The organism is Mucilaginibacter sp. P5_A4 (assembly GCF_056400605.1).
In genome coordinates this window covers 100690-122876 of record NZ_JBFUKX010000009.1, presented here as the reverse complement: position 1 = coordinate 122876, position 22187 = coordinate 100690, and the positions used below count along the sequence as shown (strand labels likewise).

Sequence of the window (22187 nt, the reverse complement as noted above, 5' to 3'; positions counted from 1 at the left end):
CGCCTGCAGGCATTACGCGCAGGCCGGTATCCACTGCTATCCCTAACGCATCTTTCCGAACCGGAATTCACCGAATTTCAGAATTAACAGAATTTATTTTATCTGTAAAGTCCCTTAATCACCTGCCATTGCGAGGTGCCTACCCATAACGTGTTTGCCAAAAAACATTTGTCATGCTGAACGTAGTGAAGCATCTATTATTCGCCATGCTTCTTCGCCCTGTACAGTCTGTGAATAGATCCTTCACTCCGTTCAGGATGACAAATCTTTTATAACGTCATTTCCCCTTCAGCGTTTCGCGAAATTTTACCACTCATAATGAGGTGATTTGTATCACGCAAAGCAAAAGTCTCCCCCTTAAGGGGGAGATTTAGAGGGGGCTTGCGCTCCCTATTTATAAGCCACTTCGTTCCACAATATCTCATTCCTAAACTGTGGAATGGTTGTATCCTTACCAATCCTCAAAAATTCTATTCCTGCCATATCAGCAAAATCCTGCATATGTTCGGCAGTCAGGTTCTGGCTGTAAGCGGTATGGTGTGCGCCACCACCGTAAATCCAGGCTGCACAGCCGGTTTTCATATCGGGCAGTGGTTTCCATAGTACGCGTGCAACAGGCAGGTTTGGCAGGTCTTCAATCGGCTCAACAGCTTCAACCTCGTTAACCAGTAAGCGGAAACGGTTACCCATATCCACAATAGATGCATTAAGCGCAGCACCACCGGCCACGTTAAATACCAAACGTGCGGGATCAGCCTTGCCGCCAATGCCTAAGGGGTGAACTTCTAAAGATGCTTTACCACTGGCTAAAGAAGCATCAACTTCCAGCATGTGCGAACCTAAAACCAAAGCATTGTTAGGGTCAAAGTGGTAGGTATAATCTTCCATAAAGGCATTACCGCCGGCCAGACCTGCGCCCATAACTTTAAATGCGCGTACCAGGGCAGCCGTTTTCCAATCACCTTCACCGGCAAAGCCAAAACCATCGGCCATCAGGCGCTGGGCAGCAATACCAGGTAATTGGATCATGCCATGCAAATCTTCAAATGTATCCGAGAAACCTTTAAAACCGCCATCAACTAAAAACTTACGCAACCCGATCTCGATCCTGGCAGCTTCGTAAACCGAAGAATATTTTGCGCCGCCTTTTTTAAGGTCATCGGCCATAGTATAGGTAGCCTCATACTCATCTGTTAAAGCAGTAATAGCCTCTTCGCTTACCGCGTTAATCACAGCAACAAGGTCGCCAACACCATAGGTGTTTACCGAGAAGCCAAATTTTAATTCTGCTTCCACTTTATCACCATCGGTAACAGCAACAAAACGCATATTATCGCCAAAACGGACAAATTTGGCGCCTTGCCAATCGTGCCAGCCGGCTGCGGCGCGGGTCCAGGTTTCTATTTCGGCCAAAGCCTCTGGGTCCTGCCAGTGACCAACTACTACTTTACGGTTAATGCGCATGCGCGATACCATAAAACCAAACTCACGGTCGCCATGGGCGCTTTGGTTCAGGTTCATGAAATCCATATCTATTGAACTCCATGGAATATCGCGGTTAAACTGCGTATGCAGGTGCAGCATCGGTTTTTTGAGGATGCTTAAACCGCGAATCCACATTTTTGCAGGGCTAAAAGTATGCATCCAGGTAATAATGCCGATACAATTTTCGGCAACGTTTGCAGCCTGCAGGGTAGTATAAATTTCTTCAGTTGATTTAACAACAGGTTTGTAAACCACGCGTACGGGGATATTACCGGATGCATCTATTCCGGCAGCAATCTCCTGGGAGTGTTCGGCAACTTTTTTTAGTGTTTCTTCTCCGTATAAATTTTGGCTTCCGGTAATAAACCAAACTTCAAATGTTTTAAGATCGATCATTATATTTAATTAGTGATTTAGCGAATTATTGATTTAATGAATTTTTATATTGGTTTTTGATTATGACTGATTAATTAGCTGCAGGCGAAAGTCTTAGCAATGTTGCGCCGTGCAGGTTGATGTTTTGTTGATAGCCTTTTTTAAACTGACCAACATCCTGCTTTTTCCACAGATCGCGCACCTTTACTTTGCCCTTTAAGCCGATGGCCGCAAAATCAACTGCTATACTGTTGTTTGTATCGCCAATGTTGAACAAGGCGGCATAAATATCCTTACTGCCGGGGATCTGCGAATACCAAACCATAGCGCCATCTTTTTTATACAACTGGCGTGGATTAGCTCCTTTTTGATTAGCAGCCAAAACCTCATCGTTGGTAAATAATTTCAATTCCAGCTCGCGATTTTCGGGCAGGTTGCCGCCAATCATCAGGGGCGAACGGTAAATGCTCCAAAAGGTCATGTGGGTGTACAGCTCATCTTCGGTAAAACGACTGTAACGCTCCTGGCCAACAGGGCCGCGTTTGCTTAGTTTCCCAATCTGGATCATGTCGCAATCGGGCCAGTGACCGGGGCCGCCTACGCCTTCCCAGCTTTTGGCGTAATCAAACATGTGTAATATCTCTTTCCAGTTGTCCCAAAAATCATCGGCCATGCGCCACATGTTGGCATATTTGGTGGCATGTGCTGCCTGTGCAACCGGCGTTTCGCCGGGCGAAAGGCTTAATACAACTGGTCTGCCGCAGTTTTCTATCGCTTTTTTGTAGCCTTCTACCTCGGCATTGCTGTATGGGCGCGAAAGGTCATCTACCTTAATAAAATCTACATCCCATGAAGCATAAAGCTCCAGCAACGAGTTCAGGTATTCCTGCGCACCTGGTTTTTTCATGTCAAGCCCGTACATGTGGTTCATCCATGGGCATTTGGAGTTGGTATCGGCAACCATATCTGCAGTAATACCATTGGTGCCTTTTATGGGCGATTTTGCCCAATAAGCCTGTCTCGGGATGCCGCGCATTACATGAATTCCGAATTTTAATCCTTTCCCATGTACATAATCGGCCAAAGGCTTAAATCCGTTGCCACCCAGGGCAGAAGGGAATTTATTAGGCTGCGGTGTTAACCTGCCCCATTTATCCATAGTAAGCCATGGCACATATGATCCATCCTGCAAACGCATTTGAAAGGGATTACCGATGTTGCTTCCCGGCGGGTTATCGTATGACCATAGAAAATCGACCACAATATATTCCCAGCCATGAGGCTTCAGGTATTTGGCCATGTAATCGGTATTAGCTTTTACTTCATCTTCATGCACGGCCGAGCCGAAACAGTTATAGCTGTTCCAGCCCATGGGTGGGGTAGCAGCTACGGTTTGTGCCGATGCTTTTGCACCCAGCAAGCCTGCTGCCAGGATGATTATATAACGTAGTGATCTCATTTTATTGGCCGTAGTATGAATTTGGTCCGTGTTTGCGTTCAAAATGTTTCTTGATGAGTGAGTCTTTTAAGCGTGGTGCCTTCGGGTTAATCTGTTCGGTTAAGTAAGCCATTTGGGCAACTGCTTCTAAAACTGCGCTGTTATAAACTGCTTTATGCGGCGTTTTACCCCAGGTAAAGGGGGCGTGATTACCCACCAATACCATCTCAACTTCATTATAATCCAGGCCCTGATCTGTAAAATGATCCATAATCTGGAAACCGGTTTGATATTCATAATCGCCCTCTATCATTTCATCGCTCATGGGTGGCGCGCAGGGTATATCGGCCGTTAAATGATCGGCATGCGTGGTGCCGAAAATAGGAATATCGCGTTGTGATTGCGCCCAGGCTGTACCATAGGTGGAGTGAGTATGAACAATACCTCCGATATTTGGCCAGTGCTTATATAAAACGGCATGGGTTTGTGTATCAGATGAAGGCCTCAGATCGCCCTCTACAACAACCCCGTCAAAATTAACGATCACCATTTTTTCCGGTGATAGGTCCTCATACGGAACACCGCTTGGTTTTATAGCAAATACCTCTTGTGCCCTGTCGGCCGCGCTAACGTTACCAAAGGTGAATAGTACCAGCCCAAGTTTGGGCAGCTGCATATTGGCTTCAAAAGCAGCTTGTTTTATATCCTGATACTTGCTCATGCTAAAACTGAATTATCTGCTGTTGTTTGCGTTGAGTTAACTGCAATCTGCTGAGCAATAAAAGCACCTAAAGTTTTGTATTTATTATAGCGGGCTAAATAAGCTGCTTCCAGATCTTTATTAGGATAATACTCTACATCAAAACCACGACCCATTGCCTGCATAGCTTCCTCAACAGTTGGGTAAATACCGGCAACAACCGCTGCAAACATGGCAGCACCTAAAGCGCAGGTATGTTTAAACTGGTGGATGCGGATAGGCATGCCCAATACATCAGCCATCATTTGCATCACAAATGGTGATTTTTTGGCTACGCCGCCAATACCGATGATCCCTTTAACCGGGATACCCTCGCTGATGAAACGCTCCACAATGCTTTTAGCTCCAAAACAGGTAGCCTCTGCTAATGAACGGAACACGCGCGGTGCGTCGCTGCCCAGGCCTAAGCCCGTGATGGCGCCTTTCAGCTCCTGGTTAGCATCCGGTGTACGGCGGCCGTTAAACCAGTCGATAGATAATTCGTTATCAAAATCTAAAGGCAACAGATCTGCCTGCCTGCTCAGTTCCGGGATAATCAACTCTGCCATTTCAGCCTTTAAAGCTTCGGCAGTTGCTGCATCTATTACTGTTGATTGCGACAGCAGGTTATTTAAAGGCCATAAAAGCACGCTTTTAAACCATGCGTAAGTATCGCCAAAGGCAGACTGACCAGCTTCTAAACCTGTCATGCCAGGGATAACCGATCCGTTAACCTGCCCGCAAATACCGCGAACCAGTTTGTCGCCGATCTCGGCAGACGGTGCAACCAATATATCGCAGGTTGATGTACCCATTACCTTACTTAAATGGTAAGGTTCAATTTGCCCGCCAACAGCGCCCATGTGCGCGTCGAAAGCACCTGTACCTACAATTACATCTGTAGATAAACCTAATCTTTCGGCCCACTCAGCGCTTAAGGTTCCTGCGGCTTCATCGGCAGTATAGGTTTCTGTAAATAGTTTAGAAGTAATGCCTTTTAACAGCGGATCAAGAGATGAAAAGAATTCATCGGGCGGTAGGCCGTCAAATTCTTCGGCCCATAAGGCTTTGTGACCGGCAGAACAACGACCACGTTTGATATCTGTAACATTAGTACCGCCTGTTAACAGGAAAGGGATCCAGTCGCAATGCTCCACCCAGGAGTGTAGTGATTCGCGCACTTGTTCATCAACTCTTATAATATGTAGTAGCTTGGCCCAAAACCACTCGGATGAGTAGATACCGCCTACATATTTTAAATAATTGATATCAAATTTTGTTGCGTGTTCATTAATCTGGGCGGCTTCCAATACCGATGTATGATCCTTCCATAAAATGAACATTGCATTGGGGTTTTGCTCAAAACCCGGGGTTAAAGCCAGCGGCGTGCCCGTTTTATCAACCGCGATTGGGGTTGATCCGGTGGTATCTATAGATAAGCCTTTAACCGCTTTGGCAACATCGGCGCCACCTGCTTTTTGAAGGCAATCTTTAATAGTGGTTTCCAGCCCTTCTATATAATCAAGCGGGTGCTGCCTAAACTGGTTTTCTGCAGGTTTACAAAATAATCCTTGCTGCCAGCGGGGGTAATTAAATACGGATGAGGCTATTTCTTCGCCGTTTTGCGCATTGATTAAAACTGAGCGAACAGAGTCGGACCCATAGTCCACTCCAATAACAAATTGGTCTTCTCTCATATTGGTTAAATAATTCGTGTTGAAGTAACACTTATTTTTTTACAATAAAAAATTTTTATTAAAAAACATTTAAATTGTTACGGAAACAGGGGTGTAAAAACTTAATTCAAAAGGGTATCCGGGTTTGGGATGAAGTTCATAAATGCCTGAAATTTAGCATAATAATTCTGCATGTTCAGTTGATAATAATAGGCGCCACGTTTTGAACCGGCCTTATCTTTATCGGTCAGCTTAATCAGCAATCCGGTAGCTAAAACTCTTTTACTAAAATTTCTCTTGTCTATCTGGGTATTAAAAACGCTTTCATAAAGCGCCTGCAATTGCGGAAGTGTAAATTTACCTGGTAAAAGCTCAAATAAAATAGGGTGCATAGCCGCCTTGTACCTGATCTTCTTTTTGGCAGCTTCCACCATTTCCTGCTGATCGAAAATGAGCTTAGGTACCCTTTTTAACGGGAACCATTCGGCATGGTAATCTTTACTTAGCTGGGTTTCGTATTTATTAATATCTATTAATGCAAAGTAGGTAACAGATACTGTTCGCTCTATAGGATCGCGTTTGGTATTACCAAATGCGTGTAATTGCTCTAAATAAACCCCTTGCAAATCGGTAAGTTGTTTTAAAATACGGTTGGCCGCCTGGTCCAGGCTTTCCTGGGGCTGCACAAATCCACCCATCAAACTCCAGTTATCTTTCTCGGGCTGGAATCCTCTTTTAATGAGCAGAATCTTCAAGGTATGACCGTCAAATCCGAAGATAATACAGTCCACTGCCAGTAAAAGTCGCGTTTGTTTAGAATATTTCTGCATGTGATTGGTTTAAAGAGAACGGCAAATGTAATTTTTTAGATACAGGAAATTTAAATCTGAGCCTTGGTTTATTGATAAAGCGGCTATAAACGCATGAATCCTACTTTGCTTGTGTCCTTAGCGCACAAATAAAATGAAAATTATTTTAATTGTTTTTATCACAATTAAAATAATTTTATTCTACCTTAGATTTTAATTAGGGAATCAATAAATCCTGATAATAAAACCAACCACCAAATTATAACCAGTTAACCATTCAGAAAACTTTGAGAAAAGTTGAGAAAAATGGAGAACTATTTTAAAAAATTATGAAAAAAGTATACAAAAAACAATACTTATTATGTAGCCTCGCGCTATCGCTATTGGTAAGCTGCAGTGGGCCGGCTGAAAAGAAAGCTGCCGCCGGAGATTCTACATCAACAGTTGCCTCGGTCGCGCCCGACGCCAAAAATTTTGACGGCGACGTGAATGGCAAGGTCGTTAAACTATATACATTAAAAAACAGCAAGGGCGCCAACGTGGCTATAACCAATTATGGCGGCCGGGTTGTAAGCCTGATGGTACCAGATAACAAGGGAGCTTTAACAGATGTGGTTTTAGGGTACGATAGCCTTAAAACTTACCAGAAACCAAAAGAACCATTTTTTGGCGCCATTATAGGTCGTTATGGTAACCGCATTGGTAAAGGAAAATTCAGTTTGGAAGGCAAAGCTTATCAACTGGACATTAACGATGGCGTAAACACGCTGCATGGCGGCTTTAAAGGTTTTTACGCCCAGGTGTTTGATGCCGCCCAACCTAACGATAGTACCCTTAACCTTACCTATGTATCTAAAGATGGTGAAGGCGGTTACCCGGGTACGCTTACAACTAAAGTAACCTATACGTTTACTGCCGATAACGCGCTGAAGATAGAATACACGGCAACCACCGATAAAACAACCATTGTAAACTTAACCAACCACGCCTACTTTAATCTTAATGGCGCGGGCGATTCAACTATACTGGATAATATTGTGAAAATTGACGCTGATAACATTACCCCGGTTGATACCACGCTGATCCCGACAGGGAAATTACAGCCTGTAAAAGGTACTCCTTTTGATTTTACCACTGCAAAAACCATTGGCGCCAATATTAATGACAAGGACGAGCAATTGAAAAATGGCAAAGGCTACGATCATAACTTTGCGCTTAATAAGCACGATATCACCAAATCGATAGCAACTGTGAGCAGCCCTAAGACAGGTATTGTAATGGATATTTATACCGACGAACCGGGATTGCAGTTTTACAGCGGTAACTTTTTAACAGGTGCAACCAACGATGGTAAAGGCGGTAAAGCGTACCCGCACCGTTCGGCATTTTGCATGGAAACCCAGCACTTTCCTGATGCGCCAAACCAGCCCGCATTTGCATCAACTGTGTTAAAGCCAGGCGCAACCTATCATACAACAACCATTTATAAATTTTCAAGCAAGTAGGCTTCTTATAAATAATTGTAGTTCCATTTTTTGATTATAACCCCGCTTGAGATGGCTGAAACCGAAATAAAATATCTGCTTAATGATATTGCTTTAAATAACAACAGGGCATCCTTTAAAAGGCTGTACCTGTTTTATTACCGCAAATTATTTTGGTTTGCCAAATCGTTTGTAAAAACCGATGAGGCCGCTGAAGAGATTGTTGATGATGTATTTTTAAACCTGTGGATGCAGCGTACAAAGCTAACCGACATTAGTAACTTTAGCAACTATTGCTATGTTTCGGTTAAAAACAAATGCTTAACCCATATCTCAAAAGCGCAGTTAAACCAGGTAAGTATTGATGAGGTGGACGTGGATGTCATTGATCCTTCGGCAACCGGCGAAGACAAGCTTATCTGCAGAGATACAACAAAACTTATTAATGATTCGCTCAGCAGGCTATCAGACCAATGCAAATTGGTTTTTAAACTGGTAAAGGAGGATGGTTTAAAATACAGGGAAGTTGCCGACCTGCTGAACCTGTCTATAAAAACCGTTGAATATCATATGGGTAACGCGCTAAAACAGATCTCGGTTGGGATTGCTGATTCGCAGAAAAGCAATGTTGCAACACAGGGAAAAGTATTTTCAGAAAAGAAATAGTTTTTACAATGCAGCGTCTTTTTTGCTGTAAATTACATTTTTACAAGGCAATAATGGTTGATAAATTACATTTATACAAGGCAATGTGCTGTTGAGTGGGGTCTGTAAAATAAACTGTGTCAGACCCTTATTGAGCTGACAGAGCAACATAGCAAGGCTTAGCTGCATAATACTTATTAATCTTTTTACTCCAGCTGCTTTTTAAGGGCTTCTTTACTTGGTAATACCGCTTTATATTCTTTGGCAAATATTTGATTGTTACCCTCCGGTAATGTAAACTCTATAACTGTTCTGTTTTCCTCTTTACAAAGGATAATACCTATTGTTGGGTTTTCATCCTTAGTTTTTATTTTTCTGTCGTAATAGTTTACATACATCTGCATCTGGCCAATATCCTGGTGGGTTAACTTGCCAATTTTTAAGTCGAAAAGGATAAAGCATCTTAGTAGCCGGTTATAAAAAACAAGGTCGACAAAAAAGCTATCACCTTCAAATGTAAACCTCCGTTGCCTTCCTTCAAACAGGAAGCCTTTTCCTAACTCCAGCATAAAGTGTTCTAACTTATCTATAATGGCGGTTTCAAATTCATTTTCAGAATATTTACTTTCTTCTTTTAAACCAAGAAATTCTAACACATAATGGCTTTTAAGCGCATCGGCAGGCCTTTCTATTATTTGTCCTTTTTCTGCAAGTTGTTTTACACCGTTTTTATCCTTGCTTAAAGCTAATCTTTCAAATAATGCCGAGTTGTATTGCCGCTGCAATTCCCTTACCGACCAATGATTAGCCGCGGCTTCTATTTCGTAAAAGTTGCGTTCATCTTCATTTTTAATTTTAAGGAGCTGGATATAATGAGTCCAGCTTAAATGAAATGGGATGGTAAATTCCCCAGACACTGTATGGGGAATTAATAACTGATTGAATTTCCCAATCACTGATTGGGGAATTCGATGGCGGTAAATAATATAAAAGCTTCTCATGTATTCCAGGTTTGACAAGGAATACCCCTTTCCAAACTCTTTATTCAATCCATTACTTAAATGCGTCAATGTTTCTTTAGCATATTCAGCACGTTGGCTTCCTTGTTGTTCATCTTCTACAATCATTTTACCTATTTGAAAATAAGTAAGGATCATAGTTGCATTAACATTCCTGACAATATAATGCTGTGTTTCGGCTATTATGGTTTTGATATTTTCAAAAAGCGGGAACGGATTGTTTTTTGATCTCATTTTTATATGCTGCTATGCCAAAACTAATAAGAATCATTATACCTGTGATATAGAAAAGGCAAAAGTGTCGTGATAATCGCCCCCAAAAAAAAATATAATTTTTCTCCCAGGGTGTTTTCATTATTTACAGTCTATATAAGTAGAGCARTAAATAATGATTAATAATATCTGGATACTTATTGGTAAAAAGTTAAGCGGTGAGGCTACTGCCGAAGAATTGCTTGAACTTGAAGAACTGCTGCAGCAAGGCATTGCAGATCAGTATCCGCTTGCTTTACTGGAAGAGATCTGGCGAAAAGAAAATGAAACAAAGGCCGACGAAAAATTAGAATCAAAATGGCTGGCCTTTGAAAATAAGCTGGATGATGCCGATAAAACAGAGTATGAAAATTTAACCCAATCAGAAAATTCTGAACAGGATAAACCAAAACCGGGCTTCATAAAATTCCTTAAAATTATTTCATTAGTTGTAGCAGCATGTTTTGCCCTGGTGTTTGTTATTGTAAATAAAAGGGATGTAACAAACATCAATAAAACCAACCAGATAACAGCGCCGCAAAACGGCATCAGTAAAATTCAATTATCCGATGGTACCAGGGTTTGGTTAAACGCGGGCAGCAAGCTGATTTATGATGCTAATTATGGCGTTGAGCAAAGAAAAGTTTCGCTCCAGGGCGAGGCTTTGTTCGATGTTGTAAAGGATACTCAGCATCCCTTTATAGTTACTACACCAACCATCAGCATAAAAGTATTGGGTACCAAATTTAACGTACGTGCATACAGTAACGATAAAACATCTGAAGCTTCGCTCATACGGGGGCGGATAGAATTAACCATATTAAAAACCCCCGAGAAAAAGATCATTTTAAAAGCAGCTGATAAGCTTACCATAAATAATGAGCAACCGCTTGTTGCCGGTAAAGCCCCGGTGCTGGCTGCCAAAAATATAACAGAAGAAACTCCGCTGATGGCATTAGGCCAGATCCATATGGCGAAAAAGGATAGTTTACCATCAGAGGCGCTATGGATTGAAAACAAGCTTGCCTTTGATGCCGAGGATTTTGAAAGCCTGGCCAAAAAGCTGGAGCGCCGTTATAACGTTACCATTAGTTTTAAGAACGAAGGCCTTAAAAAATTAAGATTTACAGGTAAGTTTCAAAACGAATCTATCGGTAAAGCCATGAAAGCCCTGCAAACCACAACCTATTTCCATTATAAAACCGACAATAATCAAATTTTAGTTTATTAACCATTTAACCAATTAATTAAACAGCCTATGCTTATATAAGTATCTAAACTAAACCAAAAAACGGGGAAATGTTGACGCATCCCCCCGTGTATTTGGTACAAGTTAACTACCAGCCCTTTTAGAAAACCAAATAGTTAAAACACCTTAATGCTAAATTATGAAAAAAAATGTACACCGCATTAACCAAGTGCGGTTAAACCAATTTTTGAAAGTCTTTTTTATGTTTAAATTTATCCTTGCCCTGGTGATCATGTCATCATTTCAGGCTTTTTCAAAGGGATATGGCCAGAGTATAATAAATGTCAATTTTCAGAATGTAACCTTAAAAAAGGCGTTCAAAGAAATTGAAAAAAAATCTGACTACCGCTTTTTGTACAACGATGATATACTGGCTAAAAATGTTTTACCCACAAGCCTGAATGTCACGAACGCATCACTTGAGCAGGCAATGAATACTTTGCTTGCCAATACCAATTTGGTATACAAGTTAAGTGATAATAATCTTGTGATTCTATCAGAAAAGGGCGCCACAGTTTCGGTACTTACCGTAACCGGGAAAGTTACCGACGAGGAAGGCCTGCCAATGCCTGGAGTGAGCATCAAGGTAAAAGGAACAGAGGTGGGAGCACAAACCGACATTCAGGGAAAGTATGTGCTTAACATACCTGATGCCAGTGCGAGCAATGTGATACTTGTATTTTCGTTTGTGGGGTATACCACACAGGAAGTGCCGTTAAATGGTAACTCCACGCTTAGCGTTCAGCTTAAGGCTGCCTCAAATTCATTAAACGAGGTTATTGTTGTTGGTTACGGATCAGTAAAGAAGAAAGATCTTACAGGTTCGGTATCGGTAGTAAACGTTGATAATGCCAAAAAAACAGCATCGTATGATGTGGCCAAACTATTACAGGGCCAGGCAGCTGGTGTAAGCGTACAGGGATCGGGCGAGCCGGGTGGTTTTGTACAAATAAAGATCCGTGGTATTTCTACCTTCGGTAACAACAGCCCGCTGTTTGTTATTGATGGCGTTCCTGTAGATGCCCCCTTTGATTTCCCTACCGATAATATAGAAACCATACAGGTATTAAAAGATGCATCTGCAGCGTCAATTTATGGTTCGCGCGCGGCAACAGGTGTTATTATCATCACTTCTAAAAAAGGGAAAACCGGGCCTTTAAGAGTTAATTATAACGGTTATTACGGCCTGCAAAATATTGCCAAGCGCATGGATGTTACCGATAGGGCAGGTTATCAAAAAATAACTACCGCAGCCGAGTTAAATGCCGGCTTAACTATTGCCCCGGCAAATGACCCATCAAATGCGGCTTTCATCAGTAAAACCAATACCGACTGGCAAAAGGAAATGTTTAAAACCGGAAAAATACAGGATCATAACCTGAACTTATCCGGCGGCAGCGATGCCATAAGCTACAATGTTGGCCTTGGTTATTTTGATAACACCAGCACATTATCGGGCCCGCAAAGTTACAAGCGCTATAACTTTACAGGTAATTTTCAGGGTAAAAAAGGCATATTTACTTTTGGCGGTAAAACGGCTTACACCCAATCGCACAAAAACAACCCGGCTATTACAAGTTCGCACGCGGTATTTGGCGGCGGCCTTACCAGCATGCTCACCGCAATACCAACTATGCCTGTTTATGACCCTAACAGGCTGGGCGGCTACGGCGGCAGCGACAACGTAACTCAAAGGGCTATTACCCTTAATGTTATTGGTATGAATAACCTGGTAACCGATTACAGCAACCGTAACAGGATGTTTGGCAATTTTTGGGGCGAACTGGAGCTGGTAAAAAACCTAAAATACAAGGTTAATGTAAGCTACGACCGTACCGATTACGAAAACTTTCATTATGAGCCATCATATGACCTTGGTTTTTACTACCTCAACACCAAGTATTACCTGAACGACCAAAACGGTAACGCGCATACCGGCCTGGTAGAAAATACCTTGTCGTACCAGTTAACCGCCGGCAAACATAAGCTGGATGTTTTGGCAGGTACATCATACCAGGAAGATCATAACCAGTTTGTTACCGGTACCGCATCGGCAGCCGGCAGCCTTAAGTTTTTTACCTTTGGTTCCATTGCCGATCCAACTTCAAAAGGCTTAAATGGTTATAAAGATGCCAATACCTTGTTATCTTACTTTGGCAGGTTAAACTATAATTATGATAGCCGTTACTTATTAACAGTAAACTTCAGGAGGGATGGTTCATCAAGGTTTGGATCTGCTCATCATTATGGTAATTTTCCTTCGGTTGCCGTAGCTTGGAATGTAGGCAACGAAAAGGCTTTCCATCTGCCATCATTTATCAGTAGTTTAAAACTAAGGAGCGGTTACGGCTCATTAGGGAATCAAAATTTTGGTAACTACCTTAATACAGGTTATATAAATGGCAATGCCAGTTACGTTTTTGGTAATACATTGGCCCCAGGGGCAGCAGTAATTGCAGTGGCCGATCCAAATGTTAAATGGGAAGCAACAACTACAAGCAACGCTGCTATTGATTTAGGTATTTTTCAAGAGAAGCTTACATTTACTGCTGAGTATTTTTATAAAAAAGCAACCGATATTTTAGCCAGTATTCCTTTGCCTTTATCTGTTGGTTCGGTCCCTAATTCAGTAGTAACCAATGCGGCATCTACACAAAACAAGGGCATTGAGTTTACTGTGAACTATCACGAAAATATTGGTAAACTACAGTTAAATATTAAAGCCGATGCCAGTACACTTAAAAATAAAGTGTTAAAATTGGGTGGCACCAACAACCCTATATACGGGGCGGGCAGTAAAACAGAAGTTGGCCGCGAAGTGGGCGAGCTGTATGGCTTTGTTACCGAAGGCATTTTCCAAAGCCAGGCCGATATTAACAGCCATGCTACACAAACATTGGCCGCGCCCGGTGATGTTAAATTTAAAGATGTAAACGGTGACCATGCTATAACAGATGCCGATAGGGTTTACCTCGGATCTGTTATACCCAAAGTTTATTATGGCCTAAATGTAGGCGCGTCATATGGGAACTTTGATGCATCATTTTTCCTGCAGGGAAGCGCCGGTAATAAAGTATTTAACGGGGTTTATCATGACCTGATGGTTGGCCAGTATATCAACTCATCTGTGGATGAGCTAAATTTCTGGACACCAACAAATACCAATACAAATGTACCAAGACCTATCATCGGAGATCCGAATGGTAACTCACGTTTTTCTGATCGTTTTATAGAAAGCGGCAGCTATGTTAAATTACAAAATGCACAACTGGGTTACACTATTCCGAAAAATGTTTTAAATAAAACCCATGTTTTCAGCAGCTTCAGGGTGTACCTGTCTGGTCAGAATTTGCTGATCATTTCTAAATACCGTGGCTATGACCCTGATTTTATAAGCGATGGTTTATTTAGCCGTGGCTATGATTATGGATCATTCCCAAATCCAAGAACGGTTATGTTAGGTGTACAGGTAGGATTGTAAAATTTATTAAAAACAGAGTCATGAAAACTAATAAAAAATATTTTATATGGGCATTCGCAGCTGTAGTATGCCTTAGCGCCTGTACTAAGAAGTTAGACCAGGTAAACCCAAATCAGCAAACAGCAGTATCATTCTGGAAAACGCAGGCCGATGCTATCGCGGGATTAAATGCCGCATACGGCAGTTTAATTATTGATGGTACCTATATGCGTTTTACCCCGGCCATGCTGGATATTCGCGGTGATGATGTGCGAAGCAACAGCCCCTGGACTGCGTTTTATAACATTGGCCGTTTTTCATTAGGTACGGCTGATGGGTCGGGCTATGGATGGGCTTATGGTGCCTATTACGAAGGTATAGCCCGTTGTAACCAGGTGTTGGATAATGTGCCCAATATTACTATGGATGCTGCACTGAAAAATCGCCTGCTGGGGCAGGCCCATTTTTTAAGGGGATTATACTTTTTTCACCTGGTGAACTTTTTTGGTAAAGTAGCCTTGCCTACCCATTATGTAAAAACATCGGCCGATTATTTTGTAAAACAATCAACCGAGGCCGAAGGCTGGAAACAGGTAGAAGATGATTTTACCGCCGCCGCCGCGTTACTGCCGGTATCCTACACATCAACAAACGGACCGGATGCAGGCCAGATTGGCCGCGCTACCAAAGGCGCAGCCATGGCATACCTGGGCAAAGCTTTATTGTTTAACAAAAATTTTGCCGGGGCTGCTACGCAGTTTAAAGCGGTTATTGACTTAAATGTGTACAGCCTTGTTGCTAATTATAAGGACAACTTTACTGAAGCGAACGAAAATAATTCTGAATCAATATTTGAAGTACAGTTTTCACGGGATGCCGGGGGTACAGACCTGGGCTGGGGCGGAGCGCCGGTATCAACCTGGGGCCGTACATCGGCAAGGGCTATTACATTTGCACCACGCAGTTTTGGGTGGACAGACGTGCAGCCTACGTTTTCGGCATTGAACGAATACCTGATCGAAAAAACGGTAGATGGCAACGTTGACCCAAGGGTTGATGCCACCATTTATTACAACAAACCAGGCGAGACCTTATATGGCCAGTCGTTTTTTGACAGGTACAAGAATAACCCTGCCGATTTGAACGATATATTTTGCCGCAAATATGAAAACGGTGATACCCGTGCCGATGAATTTGACTGGCGCTCGGGCATCAACGAAAGGATTATGCGCTACGCCGATGTATTGCTGATGTATGCCGAGTGCCTGAACGAGGCCGGCCAAACAGCACAGGCTTATCCATACATCCAGATGGTGCGCACCCGTGCTAAACTGCCCGACCTGGCTACCACAAAACCAGGTATGAACCAAACCCAGATGCGTGATCAGCTTGCTCATGAAAGGTTGCTTGAGTTTTGTTTGGAAGGCCATCGCTTCGACGATATCCGTCGCTGGGGCTGGTTACAGGATCCTGCAAAACTGGCTTTGTTGAAAACCAGGGATGTTGAGTTTAATACTTACCAGGCCGGCCGGGAATATTATCCTATCCCGCAATCAGAAATTGACAACAATCCTGGTTTTAAACAAAACGCAACTTATTAAGCAAAGTTAAACCTTATACAGGGGCGCCCATTTTGCGCCCCTGCATAAAAATAAACAATTGAGATCAGGTTACAGCTGTGCTGTTTTTTATAAACGGCGCAGCTTATTTAACACCAAACAAAATATTTTACGGTGATAAAAAAACTTTGCTACCTGGTTTGCCTGTGCCTCCTGTTACAACAACAGGCCAAAGCGCAGTTGGTAAATCAAAAGGAGGCCGTTGTTGATGTTACTATTGATGCAGGCTATAAGGGGCCGGTTATATCAAAGCTGGTATACGGGCAGTTTATTGAGCTGCTTTTTAATTATTTTGAAGGCGGCCTGTGGGCCGAGATGCTGGGCGACAGAAAATTCTTTTACCCGGTAAATTCAAACGGGAAATTAACACCTGGCAACTCACGTAATTATTTAGGCAGATGGAAGCCGTTTGGCCCCGATGCGTTTGTAAAGATGGATAGCGCGAACGCATACACCGGCGAGCATGCCGTTAAAGTTATTTTAGATGCTAACACGGCGCATGGCATACAACAGGCGGGGCTTACCTTTTTAAAAGGCAAGGCTTATGCCGGTTACGTAATTGTTAAAGCAAAAAAAGGTACAATACTAAACATAGATGTTGTTGCTGATGATAACTTAGGTAACCTGAGCATCGCCCTTCCTGTTACAACCAGCGGGTTTCATAAATACCCTTTTAAATTTAGGGCTACTACAGGCAAAGCCACTTTTGAGGTATGGGCAAAGGGTAATGGTTCCTTTAATATTGGCGCGGTTTCATTAATGCCTGCCGATAATGTGCAAGGTTTCAGGGCCGATATTTTACGGGATTTAAAGTCAATGAATTTGGGCATCATCCGCTGGGGCGGTAATGCATCATCCGGTTACGATTGGCGCAATGGTATTGGCGACAGGGACAAACGCGCGCCCAAATATGATTACGCCTGGAGCGCCATGGAATCAAATGATGTGGGCACAGATGAATATATGGTCCTTTGCAAGTTACTGAATGTGGTGCCCTACATTGGCGTAAATGCTGGTTTTGGCGAGGCATATTCAGCTGCTCAATGGGTACAGTACGTTAATGGTGCTGCATCAACGGCAATGGGCAAGTTAAGGACGCAAAATGGGCATCCGCAGCCCTATAACGTAAAATGGTGGGGCATAGGAAACGAAATGTACGGCGAGTGGCAACTGGGACATATGCCCATAAAATATTATGTGATTAAGCACGAAATTTTTGCCCGGGAAATGAGAAAGCAGGACCCATCCATTATCCTGGTGGCATCGGGTGCGTCGACATTTGAGATGGGCGCAACATCGGTATATGTTAGTCACCCCGAAATTGCGCATGTACCTTATAGCTATGGCTCGGAGCAGGATTGGTCGGGCAATTTGCTGGCCCACGATGCTAAGTATATGAATTTTATAGCCGAGCATTTGTACCCCATATCCGATTCGGCCTACAACGAAAACACACAACGGTTTGATCATGTAAGCGACTCGCTGCCGCAACGCATCAGGCGCTTGCCCAACCGCATCAAAGGTGCGGCCGAAGCTTTTGAACAATACACAAAAACCATCCCGGAAGTAAAAAGCAGGAATATCCTGATGGCAATGGACGAATGGCGTATGAAGGATGGCTGGGGATTGGAAGACGCACTGGCAACCGCCGAAGGTTTTAATGAAATAGCCCGCCATACCGATATTATCAAAATGTCGGCCTATACATCAACAAGCGCGCCGTTGGGTTTGTTGTACAACGCAACAGCAAGCGCCATGCAGCCCAATGGCCTCACTATTAAACTATATGCCGATCATTTTGGCAGTATCCCGGTGATGGTAAGCGGCAGCAACGATCAGCCCCAAATTGCCGGAACCACAGGTGCCGACAGGCCGGCAACATCATCCGGCAGTAGCACTTATCCTTTAGATGTAATGGCAGCGTTAACAAACGATGGTAAAAAAATAACCATCGCGGTGGTTAACCCCACAAGGCAAACACAAACACTCCACATACAATATAAAAACATGAGTATTGCTGCCGATGGGCAAAAATGGGCTATAGTTGGTACAGATTTGAAGGCGATCAATATACCAGGCACTAAACCAGCTGTAAGTATTGTATCATCGGCAATTAAAAATGCCGGTCAGTCACTCAGCACCGAACCTTTAAGCGTAACTCTGTTCGAACTTAAAATTAAATAATAATAAAACCGGGAATAGCACGATGAAGAAACTAAAATACTTATGCGTAATAGCAGCCATGGCAACGGTAACGTTCTCTTGCTCAAAAAAGGGAACACCAACGCCTGCCAAAACGGATACCACAACCACACCTGTTACAACTGCTTTTGATATTAATTCCATAACAGATACCTATGCCGATATCTCGGCATTTATCTATTACCCCAAATGGACGGTATACAACGTGCACGATCCATCCATTAAAAAATTTGGCGATTATTATTATTGCTACAGTACCGATGTGGGTTTTGGGATAGATGTACGGTCGGGCCTGCAGATCCGCCGTTCAAAAGACCTGGTGAAATGGGAATATGTGGGCTGGGTATTTTCGTCATTACCGGCATTAGGTTCGCAATACATTACCTCAAAGGGCGGCACACCATTTAATGCGTTATGGGCGCCTTATGTAATGAAGGTGGGTTCGGAGTACCGGCTTTATTATTCACTCTCATCCGCGGTAGCGCGCTTAAGCGTTATCGGTATGGCAACAGCTACATCACCTGATGGCCCCTGGACCGAAAAAGGCCTGGTGGTAACATCAGCAAACGATGCCACCATACAAACCAATGCCATCGATCCAACTGTAATTACAACCACCAGCGGCGAGCAATACATGTACTATGGATCGGCATGGGATGGTATTTATATTTTAAAGCTTAATGCCTCAACCGGTTTGGCGGCCTCGGCTGGTGATAAGGGTAAACGCATTGCCAACCGTGGTTTTACAGGTGGCAAATACAATGGCAATATTGAAGGCGCAGAAGTGATCTACAATGCCGATCTGAAAAAGTATTTCCTGTTCATCTCGTACGACTGGTTGCAAACTAAATACAACGTAAGGGTTGGCCGTGGCGATAGCCCAACCGGGCCTTTTTATGATTACAACGGGCACGACATTAATACCGATGAAGATCATGGGCCGATGATTTTGGCGCCGTACCAGTTTAGTAATCAAAGCGGCTGGCAGGGCACGGGCCATTGTGCTGTGTTTGATGATGGTAGCGGCCAGTATTTTATGGGCCACCAGGGCAGGCCTGGCATCAACTCCTACTTTATGGACCTGCATGTGCGCAAAATTTCCTGGACGCCCGATGGCTGGCCTGTAGTATCACCAGAGCGTTATGCCAATGTTGCCCAAACCGCCATAGCCAATACGGATATTGCTGGTACTTATGAAAAAATAACGCTTGGTTATCACGTAGTAGTAGGTTACGGTACAGAACAAACAAACCCGGATTTCCAGGTTTCAACCCAATTTAAACTGGATGCGGGAGGTACCATAGACGGCAGCGCAACTGACACCTGGACCTATGCATCGCCATATATCACCCTTAAATACAGTACTGGAGCCACCTATAAACTGAAAGTTGAGCGCGAGCGCGACTGGGAAAATAAAATAACATCAACCTTAATATTCACCGGGCTGGATAATACCGGAACGGCTATTTGGGGGAAGAAGAAGTAAGTGTGGAGATGAATTATAAAAATGTTGTCATTTTGACGAGGGACGAGGAGAAACGGCATCATGCTTCGAACGATGTTGTTGAATACAGAGGGTTCAAGATTTCTCACTCGTACTTCGTTTCTAAATAACAATTTAAACTACAAAAAAATAATTATTGTGAAAAACACACTTAATAATAATTTTTTGTAGTTTTAGCGTACCAATAAAACCAATGATGATCAGGAAAGCTTTTTTTACTTTTTGCAGCGCCGGCTTGCTCTTGTCGGCCCAGGCGCAAACGCCTAAGGTTTACACCATTCAGGCCGATAAAATAAAAACGCCTATACAGAAAACCATGTATGGTATCTTCTTTGAGGATATTAACCTGGCTGCCGATGGCGGGGTATACGCCGAACTGGTTAAAAACCGGTCGTTTGAGTTTAATATGCCGTTGATGGCGTGGACAACACATAAAAAAGATGGCGGCGATGGTCGTACAGAGGTGATAAACAGATCGGCAGAAAGGCCGGAAAACCCGCATTTTATAAAAACCTATATAGCATCAGATGCCGGTTCTTATGGCCTGGCAAACGAAGGTTTCCGTGGGATGGGTATTAGGGAAGGCGAGGAATACAGCTTTTCGTTAATGGCCAAACAGGAAGGGGATGCCAACGTAAAGCTGCACATCGAACTGCATGGCGATAACGATGCTATCGTAGGTTCAGCTGATCTTACCCCGACTGATAAAGAATGGAACCGCTATAGTGTGAAATTTAAATCGTCGGCCACGGTAAAAAAAGGAAGCCTGTATGTTTGGCTGAGCGGCAAAGGCATTATCGATATGGATATGATCTCGCTGTTTCCTGAGCATACCTGGAAAAACCGTCCCGGTGGTTTACGTGCCGACCTGGTACAAAAACTGGCCGATATAAAACCAGGCTTCCTGCGTTTCCCCGGTGGTTGTATTGTTGAAGGCCGCGAGCTGGGCAACCGTTACCAATGGAAAAAGAGTATTGGCGATATTGATAAGCGTACCAATATCATTAACCGCTGGAACATGGAGTTTAAGCATCGCCCTACGCCCGATTATTACCAGACTTTTGGCCTGGGCTTCATGGAATATTTTATGACTGCCGAAGATATTGGCGCCTCACCACTGCCTATTCTTAACTGTGGTATGGCCTGCGAGTTTAACACGGCCGAACTGGTACCGATGGATCAGCTTGATCCGTATATACAGGATGCTTTAGACCTTATTGAGTTTGCCAATGGCGACGCAAGCACCAAATGGGGCAAGATGCGTACCGATCTTGGTCACCCGGCGCCGTTTAATTTAAAAATGTTAGGCGTAGGTAACGAGCAATGGGGCCCGCAATATGTAGAGCGTTGGAAAGTGTTCACCAAAGCCATCAAAACAAAATATCCTAACGTGAAAATAGTATCAGCCTTAGGCCCATCACCCGATGGTAAGGAGTTTGACCTGCTGAACACTACCTTCCGCAGTTTAGGTGCCGATATTTTGGATGAGCATTACTACGCCGCCCCAAAATGGTTTCGCGATAATGCCAGGCGTTATGATAATTATGACCGTAAAGGTCCGAAGATTTTCGCCGGGGAATATGCAGCGCAGAGCGTATCTACGGTTAGTCCCGAAAATAAAAACAACTGGGAATGCGCCCTGGCCGAAGCCGCCTTTATGACCGGCCTGGAGCGTAATGCCGATGTGGTGAACATGGCCTCATACGCCCCGCTGTTTGCCCATGTTGAAGGCTGGCAATGGACGCCAAACCTCATCTGGTTTGATAACCTGAACAGCTACGCCACACCAAACTACTACGTGCAGCAACTATTTTCATTAAACAAAGGAACTGATGTAGTGCCGCTAACCCTCAACAACGATGTTGTTGCCGGCCAGGATGGTTGCTACGCCACTGCCAGTTTGGACAAAAACACCAATGAACTGGTCATTAAGTTTGTAAATACCGGTGCCACTGCCCAAAGCGTAAGCTTTAAACTAAATGGCGGCAGCTACCAGAAACAGGCTAATGTTACAACATTAAGCAGCGAAAAAGGCGATGCTGCAAACTCGTTGGAAAAACCTACAGCGGTAAGCCCGGTGCAAAGTACTATTGCGGTTAGCGGTAAATCTGTAAACGTGAACATTGAGCCTTATGCATTGAAAGTGATCAGGCTGAAGAATAAGTAGGGGTAAAATACGATTCCCCGAACCCGTCATTGCTTCGTATTTCGCCGCAATGACGGGGTTTTTA

General features: G+C 43.4%; 14 protein-coding genes. 8 read left to right on the top strand and 6 right to left on the bottom strand.

Annotated elements, in window-relative coordinates:
- Window positions 1-390 precede the first annotated feature (390 nt).
- The 5 genes from araA to AC1DQW_RS08250 form a co-directional block, all read right to left on the bottom strand.
- On the bottom strand, window positions 391-1881 hold the full coding sequence (gene araA, locus AC1DQW_RS08270; RefSeq protein ID WP_477453647.1) for an L-arabinose isomerase: 1491 nt from the start codon (window positions 1879-1881) through the stop codon (window positions 391-393).
- 70 nt (window positions 1882-1951) lie between these two features.
- Window positions 1952-3319, bottom strand: a complete 1368-nt coding sequence (locus tag AC1DQW_RS08265; protein WP_477453646.1) for a glycoside hydrolase family 27 protein — start codon at window positions 3317-3319, stop codon at window positions 1952-1954.
- 1 nt (window position 3320) lies between these two features.
- Window positions 3321-4019 (bottom strand): L-ribulose-5-phosphate 4-epimerase, encoded by a 699-nt coding sequence (locus AC1DQW_RS08260; RefSeq protein WP_477406427.1) that lies wholly within the window; start codon window positions 4017-4019, stop codon window positions 3321-3323.
- Window positions 4016-5734, bottom strand: coding sequence for a ribulokinase (locus AC1DQW_RS08255; RefSeq protein WP_477453645.1), 1719 nt, complete (start codon window positions 5732-5734; stop codon window positions 4016-4018). The genes AC1DQW_RS08260 and AC1DQW_RS08255 overlap by 4 nt, the downstream gene beginning before the upstream one ends.
- 101 nt (window positions 5735-5835) lie before the next feature.
- Window positions 5836-6543 (bottom strand): NUDIX hydrolase, encoded by a 708-nt coding sequence (locus AC1DQW_RS08250; protein ID WP_477414082.1) that lies wholly within the window; start codon window positions 6541-6543, stop codon window positions 5836-5838.
- A 308-nt stretch (window positions 6544-6851) separates the two neighbouring features.
- On the opposite strand from AC1DQW_RS08250, the gene AC1DQW_RS08245 reads away from it, so the two are divergent.
- Together AC1DQW_RS08245 and AC1DQW_RS08240 are read left to right on the top strand one after the other, a co-directional pair.
- Window positions 6852-8027, top strand: coding sequence for an aldose epimerase family protein (locus tag AC1DQW_RS08245; RefSeq protein WP_477453644.1), 1176 nt, complete (start codon window positions 6852-6854; stop codon window positions 8025-8027).
- Window positions 8028-8078: 51 nt separating this feature from the next.
- A complete protein-coding gene (locus tag AC1DQW_RS08240) occupies window positions 8079-8672 on the top strand; it encodes an RNA polymerase sigma-70 factor (RefSeq protein ID WP_477453643.1) in 594 nt (197 codons plus the stop codon).
- 185 nt (window positions 8673-8857) lie between these two features.
- On the opposite strand, the gene AC1DQW_RS08235 is transcribed toward AC1DQW_RS08240, so the two are convergent.
- Window positions 8858-9904, bottom strand: coding sequence for a PDDEXK nuclease domain-containing protein (locus tag AC1DQW_RS08235; RefSeq protein ID WP_477453642.1), 1047 nt, complete (start codon window positions 9902-9904; stop codon window positions 8858-8860).
- Between the two features lie 154 nt (window positions 9905-10058).
- Between AC1DQW_RS08235 and AC1DQW_RS08230 the strand changes: the two genes are divergently transcribed.
- From AC1DQW_RS08230 to AC1DQW_RS08205, 6 genes are all read left to right on the top strand, one after another.
- On the top strand, window positions 10059-11153 hold the full coding sequence (locus AC1DQW_RS08230) for a FecR family protein (protein ID WP_477453641.1): 1095 nt from the start codon (window positions 10059-10061) through the stop codon (window positions 11151-11153).
- A gap of 220 nt (window positions 11154-11373) precedes the next feature.
- Window positions 11374-14652: a TonB-dependent receptor gene (locus AC1DQW_RS08225; RefSeq protein WP_477453640.1), complete on the top strand. Its 3279-nt coding sequence runs from the start codon at window positions 11374-11376 to the stop codon at window positions 14650-14652.
- A gap of 20 nt (window positions 14653-14672) precedes the next feature.
- Window positions 14673-16232: a RagB/SusD family nutrient uptake outer membrane protein gene (locus AC1DQW_RS08220; RefSeq protein WP_477453639.1), complete on the top strand. Its 1560-nt coding sequence runs from the start codon at window positions 14673-14675 to the stop codon at window positions 16230-16232.
- A gap of 132 nt (window positions 16233-16364) precedes the next feature.
- Window positions 16365-18434 carry a hypothetical protein gene (locus tag AC1DQW_RS08215; protein WP_477453638.1) on the top strand — a complete coding sequence of 690 codons (2070 nt, stop codon included), beginning with the start codon at window positions 16365-16367 and terminating at the stop codon, window positions 18432-18434.
- A 22-nt stretch (window positions 18435-18456) separates the two neighbouring features.
- A complete protein-coding gene (locus AC1DQW_RS08210; RefSeq protein WP_477453637.1) occupies window positions 18457-19938 on the top strand; it encodes a family 43 glycosylhydrolase in 1482 nt (493 codons plus the stop codon).
- Window positions 19939-20149: 211 nt separating this feature from the next.
- Window positions 20150-22123: an alpha-L-arabinofuranosidase C-terminal domain-containing protein gene (locus tag AC1DQW_RS08205; protein WP_477453636.1), complete on the top strand. Its 1974-nt coding sequence runs from the start codon at window positions 20150-20152 to the stop codon at window positions 22121-22123.
- Window positions 22124-22187 lie beyond the last annotated feature (64 nt).

Bases quoted from the DNA above. Each gene is read 5' to 3' on its own strand.
- AC1DQW_RS08250 (WP_477414082.1), bottom strand. From the start codon at position 6,543: ATGCAGAAATATTCTAAACAAACGCGACTTTTACTGGCAGTGGACTGT.
- AC1DQW_RS08265 (WP_477453646.1), bottom strand. From the start codon at position 3,319: ATGAGATCACTACGTTATATAATCATCCTGGCAGCAGGCTTGCTGGGT.
- AC1DQW_RS08205 (WP_477453636.1), top strand. From the start codon at position 20,150: ATGATGATCAGGAAAGCTTTTTTTACTTTTTGCAGCGCCGGCTTGCTC.
- AC1DQW_RS08255 (WP_477453645.1), bottom strand. From the start codon at position 5,734: ATGAGAGAAGACCAATTTGTTATTGGAGTGGACTATGGGTCCGACTCT.
- AC1DQW_RS08220 (WP_477453639.1), top strand. From the start codon at position 14,673: ATGAAAACTAATAAAAAATATTTTATATGGGCATTCGCAGCTGTAGTA.
- AC1DQW_RS08260 (WP_477406427.1), bottom strand. From the start codon at position 4,019: ATGAGCAAGTATCAGGATATAAAACAAGCTGCTTTTGAAGCCAATATG.
- AC1DQW_RS08230 (WP_477453641.1), top strand. From the start codon at position 10,059: ATGATTAATAATATCTGGATACTTATTGGTAAAAAGTTAAGCGGTGAG.
- AC1DQW_RS08210 (WP_477453637.1), top strand. From the start codon at position 18,457: ATGAAGAAACTAAAATACTTATGCGTAATAGCAGCCATGGCAACGGTA.
- AC1DQW_RS08245 (WP_477453644.1), top strand. From the start codon at position 6,852: ATGAAAAAAGTATACAAAAAACAATACTTATTATGTAGCCTCGCGCTA.
- AC1DQW_RS08240 (WP_477453643.1), top strand. From the start codon at position 8,079: ATGGCTGAAACCGAAATAAAATATCTGCTTAATGATATTGCTTTAAAT.
- AC1DQW_RS08225 (WP_477453640.1), top strand. From the start codon at position 11,374: ATGTTTAAATTTATCCTTGCCCTGGTGATCATGTCATCATTTCAGGCT.
- AC1DQW_RS08235 (WP_477453642.1), bottom strand. From the start codon at position 9,904: ATGAGATCAAAAAACAATCCGTTCCCGCTTTTTGAAAATATCAAAACC.
- araA (WP_477453647.1), bottom strand. From the start codon at position 1,881: ATGATCGATCTTAAAACATTTGAAGTTTGGTTTATTACCGGAAGCCAA.